This is a genomic window from Streptococcus sp. Marseille-Q3604 (assembly GCF_916619785.1).
Taxonomy (GTDB): Bacteria; Bacillota; Bacilli; order Lactobacillales; family Streptococcaceae; genus Streptococcus.
Genome location: NZ_CAKAKM010000001.1, coordinates 603320 through 621080, shown reverse-complemented (window position 1 = coordinate 621080; position 17761 = coordinate 603320). Strand labels below are relative to the sequence as shown.

Annotated in this window: 12 protein-coding genes; 6 read left to right on the top strand and 6 right to left on the bottom strand. The window is 39.2% G+C overall.

Translation table 11 applies throughout. From position 1 onward, the window contains the following. Positions 1–2 precede the first annotated feature (2 nt). Complete coding sequence (locus LG375_RS02785; RefSeq protein ID WP_013990376.1) at positions 3–767, top strand: amino acid ABC transporter ATP-binding protein; 765 nt, start codon at positions 3–5, stop codon at positions 765–767. A gap of 69 nt (positions 768–836) precedes the next feature. Here the strand turns inward: LG375_RS02785 and LG375_RS02780 are convergent, their stop codons facing one another. The 3 genes from LG375_RS02780 to LG375_RS02770 form a co-directional block, all read right to left on the bottom strand. Further along, entirely contained in the window at positions 837–1982 is a 1146-nt protein-coding gene (locus LG375_RS02780; RefSeq protein ID WP_004182289.1) for a hypothetical protein, read from the bottom strand. Between the two features lie 596 nt (positions 1983–2578). After that, positions 2579–5035 (bottom strand): KxYKxGKxW signal peptide domain-containing protein, encoded by a 2457-nt coding sequence (locus LG375_RS02775; RefSeq protein WP_004182290.1) that lies wholly within the window; start codon positions 5033–5035, stop codon positions 2579–2581. A gap of 267 nt (positions 5036–5302) precedes the next feature. After that, positions 5303–8452, bottom strand: coding sequence for a KxYKxGKxW signal peptide domain-containing protein (locus tag LG375_RS02770; RefSeq protein WP_225745239.1), 3150 nt, complete (start codon positions 8450–8452; stop codon positions 5303–5305). 326 nt (positions 8453–8778) lie between these two features. Between LG375_RS02770 and LG375_RS02765 the strand changes: the two genes are divergently transcribed. From LG375_RS02765 to LG375_RS02755, 3 genes are all read left to right on the top strand, one after another. Further along, complete coding sequence (locus LG375_RS02765) at positions 8779–10164, top strand: amino acid permease (protein WP_225745238.1); 1386 nt, start codon at positions 8779–8781, stop codon at positions 10162–10164. 74 nt (positions 10165–10238) lie between these two features. After that, on the top strand, positions 10239–10682 hold the full coding sequence (locus LG375_RS02760; RefSeq protein ID WP_073688042.1) for an ASCH domain-containing protein: 444 nt from the start codon (positions 10239–10241) through the stop codon (positions 10680–10682). A 119-nt stretch (positions 10683–10801) separates the two neighbouring features. Then, complete coding sequence (locus LG375_RS02755; protein ID WP_225745237.1) at positions 10802–13429, top strand: carbohydrate-binding domain-containing protein; 2628 nt, start codon at positions 10802–10804, stop codon at positions 13427–13429. 71 nt (positions 13430–13500) lie between these two features. On the opposite strand, the gene LG375_RS02750 is transcribed toward LG375_RS02755, so the two are convergent. The 3 genes from LG375_RS02750 to LG375_RS02740 all read right to left on the bottom strand — a co-directional run bounded on the left by LG375_RS02750 (position 13501) and on the right by LG375_RS02740 (position 14843). Beyond that, entirely contained in the window at positions 13501–13695 is a 195-nt protein-coding gene (locus LG375_RS02750; protein ID WP_002891254.1) for a CsbD family protein, read from the bottom strand. Positions 13696–13761: 66 nt separating this feature from the next. Further along, positions 13762–14394 (bottom strand): DUF421 domain-containing protein, encoded by a 633-nt coding sequence (locus LG375_RS02745; protein WP_021143946.1) that lies wholly within the window; start codon positions 14392–14394, stop codon positions 13762–13764. After that, positions 14391–14843, bottom strand: coding sequence for a DUF3290 family protein (locus LG375_RS02740; protein WP_002885310.1), 453 nt, complete (start codon positions 14841–14843; stop codon positions 14391–14393). Before LG375_RS02740 ends, LG375_RS02745 begins: the two co-directional genes overlap by 4 nt. A 365-nt stretch (positions 14844–15208) precedes the next feature. Here LG375_RS02740 and manA point away from each other — a divergent pair, with 365 nt between their 5' ends. Together manA and brnQ are read left to right on the top strand one after the other, a co-directional pair. Further along, positions 15209–16150: a mannose-6-phosphate isomerase, class I gene (gene manA / locus LG375_RS02735; protein ID WP_225745236.1), complete on the top strand. Its 942-nt coding sequence runs from the start codon at positions 15209–15211 to the stop codon at positions 16148–16150. 217 nt (positions 16151–16367) lie between these two features. Continuing rightward, positions 16368–17696, top strand: coding sequence for a branched-chain amino acid transport system II carrier protein (gene brnQ / locus LG375_RS02730; RefSeq protein WP_225745235.1), 1329 nt, complete (start codon positions 16368–16370; stop codon positions 17694–17696). Positions 17697–17761 lie beyond the last annotated feature (65 nt).

Genomic DNA, 17761 nt, shown 5'->3' with positions numbered 1-17761 from the left:
CTATGCTAGAAGCTAAACATATATCAAAAACATTTGGAGATCGTCAGGTTCTTGTTGATGTCAATCTACAAGTGAAACAGGGAGATGTGGTTGTCATCTTGGGACCATCAGGTTCAGGAAAAACAACTTTCTTACGTTGCCTTAATCATTTGGAGAAAGCTGATGGAGGTCAATTAAGAATTTCAGGTAAGGACTACTCTTTGGATAAGTTATCAAAGAAAGATATTTTAGATATCCGAAAGAAAACAGCTTTTGTATTTCAACATTACAATTTATTTGCAAACAAGACTGCCATTGAGAATATCTTGGAAGGTTTAGTGATTGCTAGGAAAGTTCCCAAAAGTGAAGCGCAAGAGATTGCTGAAGAAGCACTTAAAAAAGTTGGTCTTCTGGATTTTAAAGATTACTACCCATCACAACTTTCAGGAGGACAACAACAACGTATTGGTTTAGCTAGAGCAATAGCAGTCAAACCAGAAGTTATCTTGTTAGATGAACCAACATCGGCCCTTGATCCAGAACTAGTTGGGGATGTTCTGGACGTCATGAAACAACTTGCTCATGAAGGAACAACAATGGTAGTTGTGACTCATGAGATGGGGTTTGCACGAGATGTAGCTAATCATGTCGTTTTCATGGATGGTGGTCATGTCATCGAAGAGGGGAGTCCAAAAGACATTTTTTACAGACCAAAAGAAAAACGTACACAACAATTTTTGGCACGTATTCTTTCTGATGCTAGTTATGATTTGGAATATATGATTTAAAAAATCTGCTGTTTTAATTAGGAATGAAAAAAACAAAGACGAGTTTAGATGGTCTTTGTTTTTTATTGCTTATAAGTAGTCTACTGCAAGAATAGGAGTGTTCTTTTTAGCCGATACACGTGTTTTTACGCCATTATTCCCTTTAGGGAGACGTAATTTTGTAGTTCCTTGGTTTGAAGAATTTGTTTGGTGTTTGTAGTTGACAGGAATACGCGTTTTCACACCGTTATTGCCTTTAGGAAGACGAAGTTTTTTAGCACTTGTTGATGTAGCTGGTGTTACAGGTTTTTCAGCTGTTCCTTCAGTAACTTCCTTGTAAATATAAGTGATTGTCACAGTATTTGAAATACGAATTTTGTGTGACTTAATTTCTTGATCATCAGTTGATTGTAGCTTATATGTTTTACCATTTGCTTGGATCGTTTCAGGCGCAGTCGGGAAATAGGCATAGTAAGCTAAATCAATATCGCGTCTAACCATGTTGACTTTGATTGGAGCAATTTCCTGTCCCTTCTCATCGACAAAACGGGCCTGTTGCGCGACAGTTGGAGCAAGGTCAACATCATCATAGAAGTAGGTGACATCAATAATAGGACTTGAAGCAATTCCTTTTTTAGGTGCGCCGTAATTACTCTTATTGTTAAGTACTATATCGTCGTATTTAGCAAAATACCATGTTTTTCCATTTTCATCGGTAACCGTTGCTGGCGCAAAAGCAGCAGTGTCGTATTCAGTGAAAGCAGGAGTTTTAATCGTTGCGTAAAGCACATCCTTTTGAGAGCTAAATTGTGAGTAACTTGCTTCGGTTGTTCGACGGATGTGATGGATACGAACTTCTGACACACGCTCATCAACTGTTGGTGTGTTTACAACTGGACTTGGTTCTTCAAGATTTACAGGGCTTGTATTTTCAATTGTTGGTGCAGGTGCAGTTACTTCCTCACTAAGGATAGCAGTGCTCGCTGAGCTAACCTCAGTTGCAGGATTAGTAGTAGTTGTTGTGCTTACTGATTCGTTAGCTAGATTAACATCAACGGCTGAAGCAGGGATGTTTTCAACAACTAGGTTTTCAAAAGAAGTGTTATCAAGAGCCTCTGTAGCGGGAAGACTTACTGGCAATTCTTGTTCATCTGCAAGTGCAGAAGATGATAGACCAAGTGCTAAAATTGCAGCACTAAGACCAATAGTAGCATGTAATTTCTTATTCATGTTCATTAATTCCTCCTTGATATATGATGATTATAACAGAGGTGATTATAAAAGTCAAAAAATTAAAAATATGTAAATTGAAAAAATTTGTTTGATACTTAAAATGATTTAAAACATGATAGTAATAGTACATTACGAGTGTTAATGTAAAATTTCATTCAAAAATTAGGGCTTTTTATGATTTTCTAGAGGATTCATAAAAGTGATTTATGTTTAATAAAAAACTTATATTTCAAAAACTTTAATCAATAATATATGAACATTTATTGTCATATCCCTGATAATTGTAGCAGTTCTCTATTCTCTAGTTACTCTGGTCTTGACGAACCTTATCCACTATACCATGTTGAATATTGATCATGAAACTGGCTTTGGAAGTGAGAAACGCTACCTTAATTTCAGATATCCTTTGTTATACCCAATCGCTAAGAAGAAAATAGAGAAGTACAAGTCTAAGCGGTATGCATAAAAAACAGCCGTACATTTATTTTGTACGACTGACTTTAAAAAACAGACACTATCATTCTCACAGGTGGTTTTGACTCTCTTAGATGTAGTATTCCTAAATTAGACGTTATTGAGGTAAAGAAATACAACTAATGCTAGTGGACGTAGTGGCCAACACCATTTTCATCAAAGTGATAGCTAACCGTAAATTGTCTCATTATAGCTAAAAATTTAAACATAACAGTTTGATTTTTAACCATGGCTCCATCATCGCCATAGAAGTAGCTTTGACCGCCAAAATCAACCATTTTATTCAGGATGGCACGCCCATCTTGTTGGAAATTGTAATCTTTACCATTAATAGTTTGACGCCCAGTTATTGCTTTGCCATCTTTGTCAAAGTAGTATCTAGCGACTCTAGAAGCCCCTCCGTCGCCACTACCGCTTCCAGGAGCTGCGGGCATTCCAAAATGGATAACTTTTTCATAATCTTCTTCTGGAACATATTCTCCGAGTAATAATGTGACGAAACGATTTGTCATCATTTCTCCTGTGAGTTTATCGTAATAATGGATGTGTCCATCAATCTTACGTAATTGACCTTTTACTTGTTTGCCATCTTTATCAAAATAAAGAGAGATACCATCAACCACTTGAGGACCTGTTAAAAATGTCCCATCATTAGTGACATAATAACTATTTCCTAGAGCATCTTTAACAAATGTTTGACGCTTCTCAGTGCTACGAGTTACGATTCCTTCTTGGTCAATAGTTACTAAGATGTCGCCATCTTGATAAGTTTGATTGCGAATAAGTTGACCAGCAGAATCTTGATTATCTTTCTCAGTGAAATGATAGAATTTATTATCAATTTCTTTCCAACCGTAAGTGACTTTTCCACCTGCTTCAGGATCTAGATAATAACGATTATTGTCTTTGTTAAGCCATCCTACTTGAACCTTTCCTTCACCGTTTACATAGTAGGTACCAGTAATTGTTTTATCATCTTGATTATCAGAGTATGTGTTTACAAACTGATTGTAAATTAAATGATAGTTTTGGAGGAAGTAGTCGCCATCTTTTTCATGGATAATGCCATCGAGTGCCCAACCCTTCTCGTTGAAGTAGTAGGTTTGTCCATCTATCGTGTGGAATCCTTTTATAGCCTTTCCATCTGGGCCAAAATAGTAAGTGATATTGACGTACTCATCTATGTCAATATCAGTACCATAAACATTTACGGTTTTCTTCACTCTGGTAGGAATGACAGAAAGCTGATTTGTACGCATTGCTCCATTATCCTTTTCGAAGAAATAAGTGTCTGTACCTATAGTTGTTATTTTTCCTTTCGCTTGGATTCCGTTATCATCAAAATAAACATTTACACCATCTATATTATGAAGTCCAATAAGTTTGTGTCCAAAACCATCGTAATAGGACCAATCATTTCCATTTTCAGAAATGTATTGGTTACGATATGGAGGGAGTTCTTTAACAATACCGTTTTCATCAGCTTCATAAGACTTACCATCAAGCTCGAAGATGGCATTCTTAACCTCTCTACCATTATCCTTATCGAAATAATGTGTTCCTGTATGGTTCCCCCAAATTGATATTAGTTGACCTTTAGCTTGTTTTCCATCAGAATGAAAATAAAGAGAGTAGCCATCGATGATTTGACTGAAGGTAACCATATGTCCATCTTTATCAAAGTAATACCAAAAACCTTCATTATCAGAAATAAAACGATTTTTTACTGCAGCGCCAGATTCATCAAAATAGAATGTACCTCCATGGACATAAATCTTTTTGTCCTTAACCTTTCTTCCGTTGTATGGATCAAAATAGTAAGTCTGTTCTCCGATATTAACTAGCGAACCTTTAATTTGATATCCTCTATCATCAAAATAGAGATCAAAGTTATCAATAGTTTGCGCTCCTTTTACAGCCTTACCATCAGCTCCGAGATAGTACCATCCATAGCCACCATCAGTAACAAATTGGTTCGTTAACTTTCTACCAGAATCTTTGTCAAAGTAGTATGTTTCATTATCCACAGTTACAAAGTTACCCTTTGCTTGGATACCATCCTGGTCAAAGTAAAGAGGAACACCATCCACTGTTTGAAAGCCAGTTAACTTTTGATTATCTTTAATATAGTACCAATTACCATATTCATCAGTTATGAAGTTGCCTCCTGTAATTGAGTTATCTTCTTGTGTTTCAATACTTGAAGCTTCAGAAACATTAGTAGCTCCTTCCAAAGATGCTTCACTTGAAGATGGTACGGTACTATCTTCAGGAAGCGATACTTTCGAGTTGTTGTCGACTGTATAAGTATCGGTTGTCGTAGAATGATTTGTTGATGTTTCAAGAGACGATTCGGACTGGCTAGTAGTCTTTTCATCAATGAAAGTATTCGATGTGTTGATAGCTGATTCTTCAAAAACTATGGAATTTTCTATTGTTTGATTAGTAAGAGGTAATTCCGATTGCTCAGCATAAGCGATATTTCCGGTAGAAGCGATGATTCCAAGTGTTAAGCTTGAAATAGCAATGGTAATCCAATGTTTCTTCACTTTGTGAAGCTTGAAATGAGTTTTGTGTTCCATAATTCTATCCTCCGTTTCTCACTTTTCACCTTAATTTTAACATTTGATTTATATATATTCAAATATTTCTATAATAATTTTTTAATTATTCGGAAGCTGTTATATTGTGAAAAAAATAGTAAAAGTATTGCAAATTTTATCAATTAATTCTTGAAAAACTCAAGTATAAATTACAATTTTTCAGTTTTTATGGAAGAAAGTTCGAAAAATTTAATTTTAAAAGAACCCACAAAAAAACCAAGACATTCGTCTCGGTTTCATCTAAACTTACTTCACGACATGTCCGTCTTTGTCGAAGGTATAGAGTTTACCATCGATGAGGACAGAGCGGTTAGAGTATCTTTCACCTGTTTTAGGGTCCAAATAGTAGGTGTAGTTATCAACTGTGACAAAGCGTCCTTTGACTTGTTTGCCTTCAGCGTCGAAGTAGAGGACCTTGCCATCAACTTCTTGGAAGCCGGTCACTTTTTCACCTTTGTCATTGTAATAGTAGTTGTCACCTTTATCGTAGACAATGCGATTGCGATAAGCAGGCTCACCCTTGCGGTCAGCAACTACACCATTGTCATCAGCATTATAGGATCTGTCTCCGATGACAAAACGTCCTGTTTCGAGGTTTCCACTAGCTCGGAAGTAGTAGTCTTTGCCATCGATGGTTTGCCAACCAGTAAGAGCAGCTCCATCGTTACCATAGTAGCGTGTTGGGGAGTATGGGAAGCGTGGAGAACCTTCGTAGTTGTATGATTTTGAAAAGGCGTTGCGTGTCATGATACCAGTCAATTGGTCAAATTGGTAAGTCTTACCGTTGATTGTAACCTCTGTGCCTTTGGCTTGACGGCCATCTTCATAGAAATAGTAAGTGACGCCATCAAATGTCTTCAAGCCAGTGACTTTTTGACCATTTTCATAGAGATAACTTGTACCGCTACGATCCGTCTGCAATTGGTCAAAGTGGATGGCTTTTTCTTTTGCCGCATCAATACCCTTGGCATCAAAATTAAAGGTTACGCCACGATAAGTAAGGGCCTTGTTAGTTGTTGCAATGGCAACGTTTGTGGTCACTTTTTGGCCATTTGGTGCTGTGAAGGTCATAGGTGTTGAGTCGAAATGGTAGAGGTGTCCATTAAGAATATCCCATTCGTCAAAAGTTGACCATTGTGATTGGCGGACGTTACTATATTTAGATCCAAGAATCTTACCATCATATTGATAAGGACCTTCTTTGATATTACCGTCGGCATCTGTAACATAGACACCTTCAAGTTCATACGAATTCTCACCAGTACGCTTGAACTCAGGATAGAGACCGTTTGTCAAGAGTTTTCCATCTGGGCTAAAGAGTTGAGAGTTGATAACTCCTGTGTAGAGGTTTCCTTTAGGTGTGTCGTCATCAGAATAGTCGCTACCATAATAACGGTTGCCATCAACTTCAAACCAGCCTGTCTTGAAGGCACCATCATTGCCAGCGTAGTAGATGTTTTCAGAGAAGTTACCGTAACGCCCAGTAGATTTATCATGGTAGAAGGCATTACGAAGGACAGCACCAGTGTCTTTGTTGGCAAAGTAGTAGTTATCACCTAGGTTGAAAATACTTCCTCGGACTTGTTGGCCCTTATCGTTGAAGCAGTAGAGGTCCTTGTTAATGGTTTGGAAACCAGTGACCTTTTTACCATTAGCATCGTAGTAGTACCATTCTTGATCAGTACCTTTAACAAATTGATTTCGATTTGTGGTTTGGTCAGCTTTAGTAGTCGCCACACCATTGCTATCAAAATTATAGACCGTACCGTTTAAGGTAAGTGAACGATTGACCCACTTGTCACCTGTATTTGGATCGAAGTAGTAGGTTTTGCCGCCGATAGTAACCAGTTGTCCCTTGGCTTGGACACCATATTCGTGGAAATAAAGGTTCTGTCCGTTAATGGTTTGGAAACCAGACACGGCTTTACCATCAGCTCCGAAGTAGTACCAAGAGTTGTCTTTATTGATAAATTGGTTAGTTACTGGATTTCCATTATCTTTATCGAAATAGTAGATATCGTTACCGTAGTAAAGGAAGTCCCCTTTGACTTGTTGACCATTGTCATTGAAGTAGTGAAGGCTACCGTCTACTGTTTGAAAGCCATGAAGCGCTTTACCATCTTTACCAAAGTAATACCAATTCCCTTTATCGTCAGAAACATAACGGTTGGTTACCATAATACCAGTCTTAGGGTCAAAGTAATACTGTTGTCCGTTCAGGTTTTGAACACTTGTCTTGTAGTGAGCTTGGCTACGGTCTAGAAATTCGGTTTGGAAACCAAATGGGGCTGAGAAGCCTTTAGTTGCCTTGAAGTCATTGATGTAATACCAGTTTCCAGCATTATCCGAAACAAAGACAAAATTAGGTTGATTACCAGTAGCATCAAAGTAGTAAAGATTTCCATTTTCAGTGATGAAGTCATCTTTGACCATCTTGCCATCTTTGTCGAAGTAGTAAAAGCCAAAGTATTTATGGTTGACGTTGTTAAGAGCTTGTAGACCTGTTACGCGACGTCCATTGTCTTTATCGAAATAGTAGCTATCACCATTAATAGTGACGATTTCGTTTTTAGCTTGTCGACCATCTTCGTGGAAGTAGAGGTTAAAGCCATCGATATTCTGAGCACCAGTGACGGGTTTCCCATCTTTGCCGAGGTAATACCAGTTGTGGTTGTTGTCTTCAATAAACTGGTTGCGTTTGTTCGTTTCAGGTAGAACTACTGTCAAACGACCTTGGGCATCAGCATTGTAGGCTTGACCATCGATGTTGATAGAGGTATTGGTTACCTTACGTCCATTGGCTTTGTCATAGTAGAAAGATTGTCCATTTTCTGTGATAATCTCACCCTTGGCTTGCTTGCCATCCTCGTGGAAATAAAGGTCGAAATGGTCAACGTTTTGGGCACCAGTCAAATTTTTCCCATCTTTGAGATAGTACCAGTTGCCCTCAGCATCGCTCTTGAATTGACCGCCAGAAACGACAGTAGTTTCAACAGATTCTGGTGCTTGACTGTTTACTTCAGTGACTGTGCTAGCTGTTTCTGAAGTTGAAGTAGCAGTTCTCGTTTCGCCACTAGACAAATTGTAAGTGCTGCTTGCTTGGTCTTCTTTAAGGACTGGTTGTTTATCAGTTGTGACAGTAGCAGTTGTATCAGTTGCACTATTGGTTGCGACTTGATCAGCTTTTGTCGTATCTACAGTTGTTTCTGTGACGACAAAATCAGGATTTTGGCTGACGCTCTCAGGTGTGCTTGCTGAGGTGACTTGATTCGCAGCTTGTTCGTCGGCAGAGACACCAACTCCAATCAATGAGGCACCAAGTGCCAAACCAGATACGGCAATGGTAACCCATTGTTTTTTCACTTTATGAAGTTTAAAATGAACTTTATTTTCCATAAAAGTTCCCCTTTTCCTTTTTAATGACCCCATTCTAACATCTTTCATTAGAAGAATCAAACGCATTCATAAGATTTTCATATTTTTTCTAAAAATTGAAAATTCTTTCGAGATAAGGATTTTAGTTACAAAAATGAATGCTAAAGAACCACTTTAGCAAGTTTCTTTTGATAGAGATGTATGTAAAATTAAAAAGCAACCACTGGGAGTCCCCATTTTTTGGCATAGCATTCAACAATAAAAGTATAAAAATACAGAAAGAGGCCCTTTTAGGCCAAGAAATATGGTATAATAGTTCGGTATTTCGCAAAAAATGGAGTATAAAAATGAGTATTTTTCGTAAAAAGGATGTTGGTCTTGCTCAGACTGAGATGAAACGACATCTGACCCTTAGGGATGTAGTCCTTCTGGGAATCGGTGCCATGGTTGGGACAGGAATCTTTACAATTACTGGTACCGCGGCATCGACTCTAGCTGGTCCTGCCCTGATTATTTCGGTCTTGATTTCAGCCGTGTGTGTTGGGATGTCAGCTATTTTCTTTGCTGAGTTTGCCTCACGTTACCCATCGGCTGGTGGTGTTTATGGTTATCTCTATGCTGTCTGGGGGGAGTATCCTGCCTGGATGGGTGGCTGGTTGACCATGATTGTCTTTATGAATGCTGTATCCAGTGTGGCCTCTGGTTGGGGTGCCTACCTCAAGGGGCTACTGGCTAGCTTTGGTCTTAAGTTGCCTCAAGCCATCAGTGGACCTTTCAATCCCAGTCAAGGCACTTACATTGACCTCTTGCCAGTCTTGGTCTTGGTCTTGGTGACGGCTCTTCTTCTCATGAATTCTAAACAGGCTTTACGTTTGAACTCACTTTTGGTAGTGCTCAAGTTTTCAGCCTTAGCAGTCTTTATCTTAGTGGGTCTCTTCCATTTGAATCCTAGCAACTGGGCAGATTTTGCACCATTTGGCTTTGGGCAAATTTATGGAGGAAAGACAGGAATTATGGCGGGTGCTTCCCTCATGTTCTTTGGTTTCCTTGGTTTCGAGTCTATCTCTATGACAGTAGACGAGATTAAAGAGCCGCAAAAGAACGTTCCTCGAGGTATCGTTCTTGCCTTGATTATCGTGGCTTCACTTTATGCCGTGGTTTCGCTGGTCTTGACAGGAGTTGTTCACTATACCAAGTTGAATGTTGATGATGCTGTGGCTTATGCCCTTCGCTATATCGGTATTTCTTGGGCGGCCAACTATGTCTCTGTGGTTGCTATTATGACCTTGATTACGGTATGTATCTCAATGGCCTATGCCCTTAGTCGTATGGTTTATAGCCTGGCGCGTGATGGTTTCCTTCCTCAAACCTTACAAAAGGTTTCAGAGACTAATAAGGTTCCACATCATGCGACACTTTTGACAGGTGCTTTGTCAGCTATCTCAGCAGGTGTCTTCTCTTTGGCCAATATGGCATCCTTGGTTAACATTGCGACCTTGGCTTACTTGGTCCTCTTGGCTATTGCTCTCATTATTCTTCGTAAGGACAAGGGCTTGCCACAGAAGGACGAGTTCAAGGTTCCGTTTGTTCCGGTCTTGCCTATTATTTCAATTATCGTCTGTCTCTCCTTTATGAGTCAGTACAGTTGGCAGACATGGTTAGCCTTTGGTTTGGCAGTGCTAATCGGTTCAGTGATCTATGCCTTTTACGGTTACAAACATTCTAAGTATTAAGATGAAAATGATAGTGCCATCTGGCCTATCATTTTTTGATATAATGGAAGGAAAGTAAAAGCAGGAGTAGATTGATGAAATCAGACCAGATGTGGCAAGCCTATAAGATTTTAAATCAGTCAATCGGAGATAAGATTGATGCCTGGGCCTTTGGCGTGGAAGCAGATTATTTGGCAGAACTCGTATTGATGGGGCAAAAGACAGCAACCAGTTCAGCTTTTGACTTGTATGCAGTGGGGGATGAACCATTGCCCAAGGAAAATGAACTGAGCGTCATTCTTGATAGTAAGGAGAATGCTATTTGTATTATTGAAACGACGAAAGTTGAGGTCATCCCATTTAAAGAGGTTTCTGAAGACCATGCCTACAAGGAAGGTGAAGGAGACCGTGGGCTAACCTATTGGCAAGAGCTTCATGAGGATCTCTTTAGCAAATGGTTGCATGAGGTTGGATTACATTTTAGTCAGGACAGTCTAGTTGTGTTGGAAGAATTTAGAGTGGTTTATCCTATAGATTGAAAGTTCCCAATATCTTGGGGACTTTTTACTTTAAGGAAAAATTAACCTTTCTTTAAGTCTTGTCTTAGGTTTCTTGTGTTTAATAGAGGCATCTCAAAAGTAAGAAAGAGGTCTAACATATGACATACAAAGATACGAAACAAACACAAGAACGTTACGCCATTAAAAAATCATCAAAATGGAAAACTGCAGGTTCAGTCCTAGTAGCGAGCTTAATTTTTGGTAGCTCGGTCGTCTTAAATGAAAATAAGGCTTCAGCCGATGAGGCAAACACCGAATCAACATTCTCAACGGTTACGACGGGTGAAACCACTGCCGATTTGATTGAAGAAAGTGTTCAGACGGAAGATTCGTCAAATACTAGTGAAACAAGTACAGACACTGATACAAGTACTACAACTACGACATCCGACACGGCTTCGTCAGCAACAAGTACAACATCCGACACAACAGATACATCGACAAGTAGTGAAACATCTAATCAGTCAAGCACATCTTCAACTTCAGAAGCCAGTTCTTCTGAAACTGCTGCAACAACCACTAATGAAACTTCAGAAACGGCAACAACTACTACAGATGAAAACAGTGGCACTAATACAAGCACAAGCACCACTGAAGCCACTGCATCTGAAACAGCTTCAGTGTTAACCAACAGCGCCTCAGATTCAGCTACTGAAACGACGACAACTGAGTCTGAAGATAGTGATTCAGAAAGCTCAACGACAACGATTACTTTCAATGGAACAACCGTGGTAACAAGTGATAGCGGTACTGTCACAGTTGATGGAACGACAATTACCATCAATCAAGCAGGATCATACACTTTGACCGGAAATGGTTCAAGCTATACCATTATTGTGTCAGGTAGCGTGACAGATCCAGTTACAATCTACTTGGATGGTGTGACCTTAACGGATTCGTCTATTACTTCCAATTCTTCAGCAGAATTGACTGTTAATGTCCTTTCAGACAGTTCTATTTCTTCGACGTCTGATAATGCGATTGAAGCCGCTGGTGCCTTAACAATCACGAGTGGTACTGGAAGCACCCTTACCCTTTCAAGTACTGAAAAGCACGCCATCAAGGCTGATAGTGTGACTGTTGATTCAGTAACGCTTGATTTGACGTCAGAGGCTAAAGATGGTATCAATGCGACGACAGCTGTAACTATTAAAAATGCCACAGTCAACATCACAGCAACTGATGACGGTATTCAGGTCGAAGACGAAACAGATGTGAACAGTGGTGATTTGACGATTACCGACTCAACGGTAACCATTAATGCAACTGATAAAGGTATCACGGTTACAGATGAATTGACTGTCGAAGGCAATTCTAAAGTAACAGTTGTAGCAGGTGACGAAGGCCTTGAAGGGCGTTATATCAATTTGACAGGTGGAACCGTTGATATCACTGCTGGTGATGATGGTATTAACGCCACTGAGTGGACGACCAAGGACAGCGCTGATACTTCAAGCTTAACCAATTCGACTTCTGACTTGGAAAATGAAGTGGGCATCAATATTGACGGTGCAACGGTAACTATCTTGGCAGATGGTGATGGTATCGACAGTAACGGTAATGTGATTGTTAAAAGTGGTTCCCTCTATGTCGCTCAGACGAGTGCAGATAATGCCGCTATCGACTACGATGGAACAGGTATTATCTCGGGCGGTACTGTATGGGCTATTGGTAACCAAGGAATGGCTCAAGCCTTTACAACAGGTTCAAGCCAATCTTACATTATGGCTAACATCTCAGGAAGTGCAGGGGATACCATCACAGTCACTGATAGCTCTGGAAATGTTGTAGCGACCACAACAGCAACAACTTCATTTGGAAATGTGGTCTTTAGTACTGAGAGCCTAACTCCGGGTGAAACTTATACCATCACGACCTCAAGTGGTTCAAGTGCCACTGCAACAGCTACTGAAGAAGGCACAAACAATGGTCCTGGTGCTGGTGGCATGGGCGGCTTCCCAGGTGGTGGTTTTGGTAATAGTTCAATGTCTGATAACTTCGGAGGCTACGGCGGACCAACTAGCTATGGTGGCAGCTCTACAAATACGGGTACCGTCAATACCCCATGGGGCCAATCTGCTTCGACAAGTTCTGAGAATACAACTAGCACAAGTAGTACAAGTTCAACAAGCCAGACGGCTAATACTGGACGTCCTACCCCACCAAACTTTGCTAGTCAAACAAGTAGCTCAAACTCTATAAATATGAGCTCTACGACAAGCAGCAGTGCTAATCAACCAGCTACCAATGCTCCAGCAATGACAGCGACAAATACAGCTTTATCAAATCAAAATACGCCAACATCAAATCCTTCAAGCTCTGAAGGAGCGTCGCTTAAATCAAATACCTCTCTTGCTAACCAGCCTACAAAAGAGCAACCGACACAAACAATGACTAATGCGACAAGCAGTGCCCAACAACAAAATCAAGAGACTGCTGAGAAGTTGAATAAGATTCCTACTCAAAATCAAACTTCTGAAGCATCAAAAGGTCAGTCAAGCTTGAGTCAAAAGGAAAATGTTAGCTCAGTTGTACAAACTAATTTTGCCCAGAAACAACATACAAGCTCTAAGGCTAATCAGTCTGCTAAAAGTTCACAAAGTAGCCAAGCAAACCAATCAACGTTACCAGATACTGGTGATGTGAGTAGCTTGGGATTAGGTGCATTAGGGGCTGTACTTATGACAGCATCATTTGCACTTAAAGGAAGCAAGCATTCTCGTTAGTAATTTTAGTTTAGAAAACAAATAAAAAAAGAAGTTCTCTTGCCAAATGGCTTGAAAACTTCTTTTTTGTCTTATTTTTTAAAGTTATTTTTAAGGCCTTCAACAGCACCTTCAATGCCTTCTTTAACATCTTCGAGACCGTCTTTTGCTTTTGCTACAACTTTTTCAACCGCACCTTCGATTTCAGTCTTTTTGTCGCCAGTCAGTTTACCTGCACCCTCTTTAAGAGCGCCTTTAGCTTGATTTAATTTATCTTCGATTCCCATAGTAGAACCTCCTTTTTATGATGATACCATTATAGACAATATTAAACGGTAATGCAAGTGGTTTGTTTAATAAGTAACGACATTAATGTTTCCTTTATCGTACTCAGCAATAAAGATATCCGAAACGTTTTCATATCCCATTTTTTGAAGCTCTTCATTTAACCAATCCTCCGTTTTACCAATAGTATCAAGAATTTCTGTTTGAATGACCCCATCAGTAACGATTGGGTATTTCGGATTTTCATCACCCGCACGAACCACAATCAATTGGCCGTTCTGTTCAATAACTGCACGTTTAACCTCTTTGAGTTGAAAAATTCCTTGAGAACGTAATTTTAAAGCGACATCAGAAGCTGAAAGTCCTATAGAGCGACAAGCTTCAGGATCTAGTTGACCCTGTTTGATGATGACGGTTGGTTTACCGTCAATCAAATGTTTGATAAAGTGAATATTGGTGATGAGCCATTTAAGAAGTAAAATCAAAATCGTCCAAATAATCAAAATCACGATATATTGGAGGATTGAAACGGTACTACTATAAATTGTACCACCGAGGATTGCACCAAGAACAAAGTTCTGTACTTGGTCAGTAGCTGAGCTAGGTGCTAGGTTTCCTTTACCTGTTAAATTGATAACAAAGACGAGTGAAATAAGCCCCAAAGCTAGTTTAATTGCAACAGTAAGATAAAAAGATGTCATTTTTTAACCTCCACGAGTTCAACATCAGACTTGTAAAGTTTTATTTGTTCTAGCAAGTAGCTGTCAGGTTCTGAACCTGAGATGGCACGATAGTACTTGTTTCCAACTTTGAGGATAGCGCCATCTGTAGTAGTAGAAGTATTGACATAAACCTTGCTCTTATCAACGTCAAGATTTTTAGACACAACCTCGATAAAGTGAAGAGATGCTCTAAATTGGTCGTTGTTAGATTGATTGCTTTGGAAATTACTGATAGCAATTAGAACCACGGCAACTAAGGTTAAAATAGAAATAATAGAGAGTTCACGAAACTTAGTATCATGGCGTTCTTTGAAGGCTTTAAAAGCAAATACACCGGTCACTAAAATAAGTCCTGCAGTAATGGCAACCATAACCCAGTTTTGTTGGCTAATCTGACTTAGCACATAGTCATAGGAATAGAATTTCATTGAGAGATTTCCTTTCATAATATCACTAACATTATAGGTTAAAGATTGACTTAATTCAAATAGATAGATTAAGGAAAACGTCTCACTAAGAAATTTTTTAGACCTTACATTTGGTTAGTGATTTGGGAAGTTAATCTGTTCATTCTTTTCTTTATAAGTTTGTTGAATTTTTCACAAATTATGCTTATAATTGAGGTAATCAACAATCAGAACTTGCCTAAATTTTTCGAGAATCAGAAGTCTGGTAACTTAAAGAGATTGGTTATTTTATGTAAGACTTCACTGTTAATCTCTAAGAGAGTCAACACCTTTTCTTGAATTCCAAAAAATGTTAAGGCCTCTCGTTCCTAGAAAAAGGAGTAATTATGTCTGAACCATTATTTTTACAATCTGTCATGCAAGAGAAAATTTGGGGTGGTACGCATTTACGTGATGTCTTTGGCTACGACATTCCAAGCGACCATGTAGGAGAGTACTGGGCTATCTCAGCTCACCCAAATGGTGTATCGACGATTAAGAATGGCCGTTATGCTGGTCAAACTTTAGATGTGCTTTATGCAGAGCATAGTGAATTGTTTGGTAATCGTCAAGAACCTGTCTTCCCACTTTTGACTAAGATTTTGGATGCCAATGATTGGCTTTCAGTTCAGGTCCATCCAGATGATGCTTATGGACTCGAACATGAAGGTGAGCTTGGTAAAACAGAGTGTTGGTATATCATTGCTGCAGAACCAGGTGCTGAAATCATTTACGGTCATAACGCCAAATCAAAAGAAGAATTGCGCCAGCAAATTGAAAGTAAGGATTGGGAAAATCTCTTGACCAAGGTTCCAGTTAAAGCAGGAGATTTCTTCTATGTACCAAGTGGTACCATGCATGCTATTGGTGCAGGTATCATGGTTCTTGAAACGCAACAATCTAGTGATACGACCTACCGTGTTTATGATTTTGACCGTAAAGATGATCAAGGTAACCTGCGTGAACTCCATCTTGAAAAATCTATCGACGTGCTTACCATCGGTGAGCCAGCCAACAGTCGACCAGTCACAACAAAAGTAGATGACCTCAAATCAACGCTCTTAGTAGCAAGTGATTTCTTTGCTGTTTACAAATGGGAAATTTCAGGCAAGGCTGATTTTGAAAAGACTGCTGATTACAGTTTGTTTAGTGTGCTTGATGGTCAAGGAAGTCTTAAAGTAGACGGGCAAGATTACGACATTGCAAAAGGTAGCCATTTTATTCTACCAAGCGATGTTCAAGCTTGGGAAATCAAGGGTAATCTTGAACTGATTGTTAGTCACCCATAATTTAAGTAGTTAAACTAGACGAGATAAGAATCTTGTCTAGTTTTTTCATCCAATCAGACAGAATATTTGAAATTTTAAAAACCTTTGTGAATAAGTTTCAATTGCTTGAACTTTCAAATTAACCATGTCATACTAGTTAAGTTGACTAAAAATATTAATAAACAAGCCCTTTTCTTTTGGGAGGTTATGTCTTGTTTGTTTTAGATTGGAGTTACCTATGTTAAAAAAAGGAGGCCTTACAGCTCTTTTGCTGTTTGGTATGTTCTTTGGAGCGGGAAACCTAACCTTCCCTCCTCAGCTAGGCTTTGAATCTGGAGGTCATTTCTGGCCAGCCATTGCCGGTTTTGTCCTATCTGGTGTCGGAATTGCAATTCTAACACTTATTATTGGGACTCTAAATCCGAAGGGATATATACACGAGATTTCTCAAAAAATCTCACCTAAGTTTGCCTTGTTATACTTGGCAGTGCTTTACTTGTCTATTGGACCATTCTTTGCCATTCCAAGGACAGCAGCGACAGCTTTTTCAATTGGTATTGCACCAATGGTCGGTAATAGTCATACAAGTCTATGGTTACTTGCCTTCACAGCCGTTTATTTTGCCTTGGCTTTATGGATTGCAATGAATCCTTCTAAGATTTTAGATAGTATTGGTCGAATTTTGACACCTATTTTTGCTCTACTAATAGTTATTTTGATTGTAGTTGGTGCCTTTAAATATGGGGGTCATAGCACACAGACAGCAACAGAAGATTATAAAGCCTCAGCCTTTGGTAATGGTTTCTTGGAAGGGTACAATACTTTAGATGCCTTGGCTTCGGTAGCCTTTAGTGTAGTGGCAGTAGTTACCCTCAATCAATTAGGCTTTAAATCTAAAAAAGAGTACATCTCAACCATTTGGGTTGTAGGTATTCTGGTTGGATTGATGTTCTCAGGTTTATACTTAGGTCTAGCATTCTTGGGTAACCATTTCCCACTTGATACATCAACTTTGGGAGAAGGTGCTAACCTTGGAGCAGCTGTTCTATCGAATGCAACTCAGGCTATCTTTGGTCCGATTTCACAGATTTTCCTAGCAGTTATGGTAACAGTGACGTGCTTTACGACAACGGCAGGATTGATTGTGGCGACTGGTGAGTTCTTTAATAAGGCCTTCCCACAAGTCTCATACAAAACCTATGCTATTGTCTTTACTCTTATTGGATTTGCGATTGCCAATTTGGGACTTAATAATATCATTGCTTTTTCAGTACCAGTACTTTTGGTTCTCTACCCAATTACAATCACAATTGTTATGATTGTGATTGCTAATAAGTTTGTGGCCTTGTCTAAAACTGGTATGCAAGTGACAGTAGCTATAGTGACGCTTATCGCTTTGCTTAGTGTAATTGCCAGCCAGTTCAAACTTGCAGGACTTAATGCCATCATTAACTTCCTTCCATTATCAGGAGCATCACTGCCATGGTTGATTCCAGCTATCTTGTTCATCCTCCTGTCTCTCGTCTTACCAGATAAGATTAAGAGCGAAAGCTTTGAAATGGAATAAAAATAAAATCCTATCACATTTGTGATGGGATTTTTTCTCCCTCAAGTCACTATAAGTGCGAAATC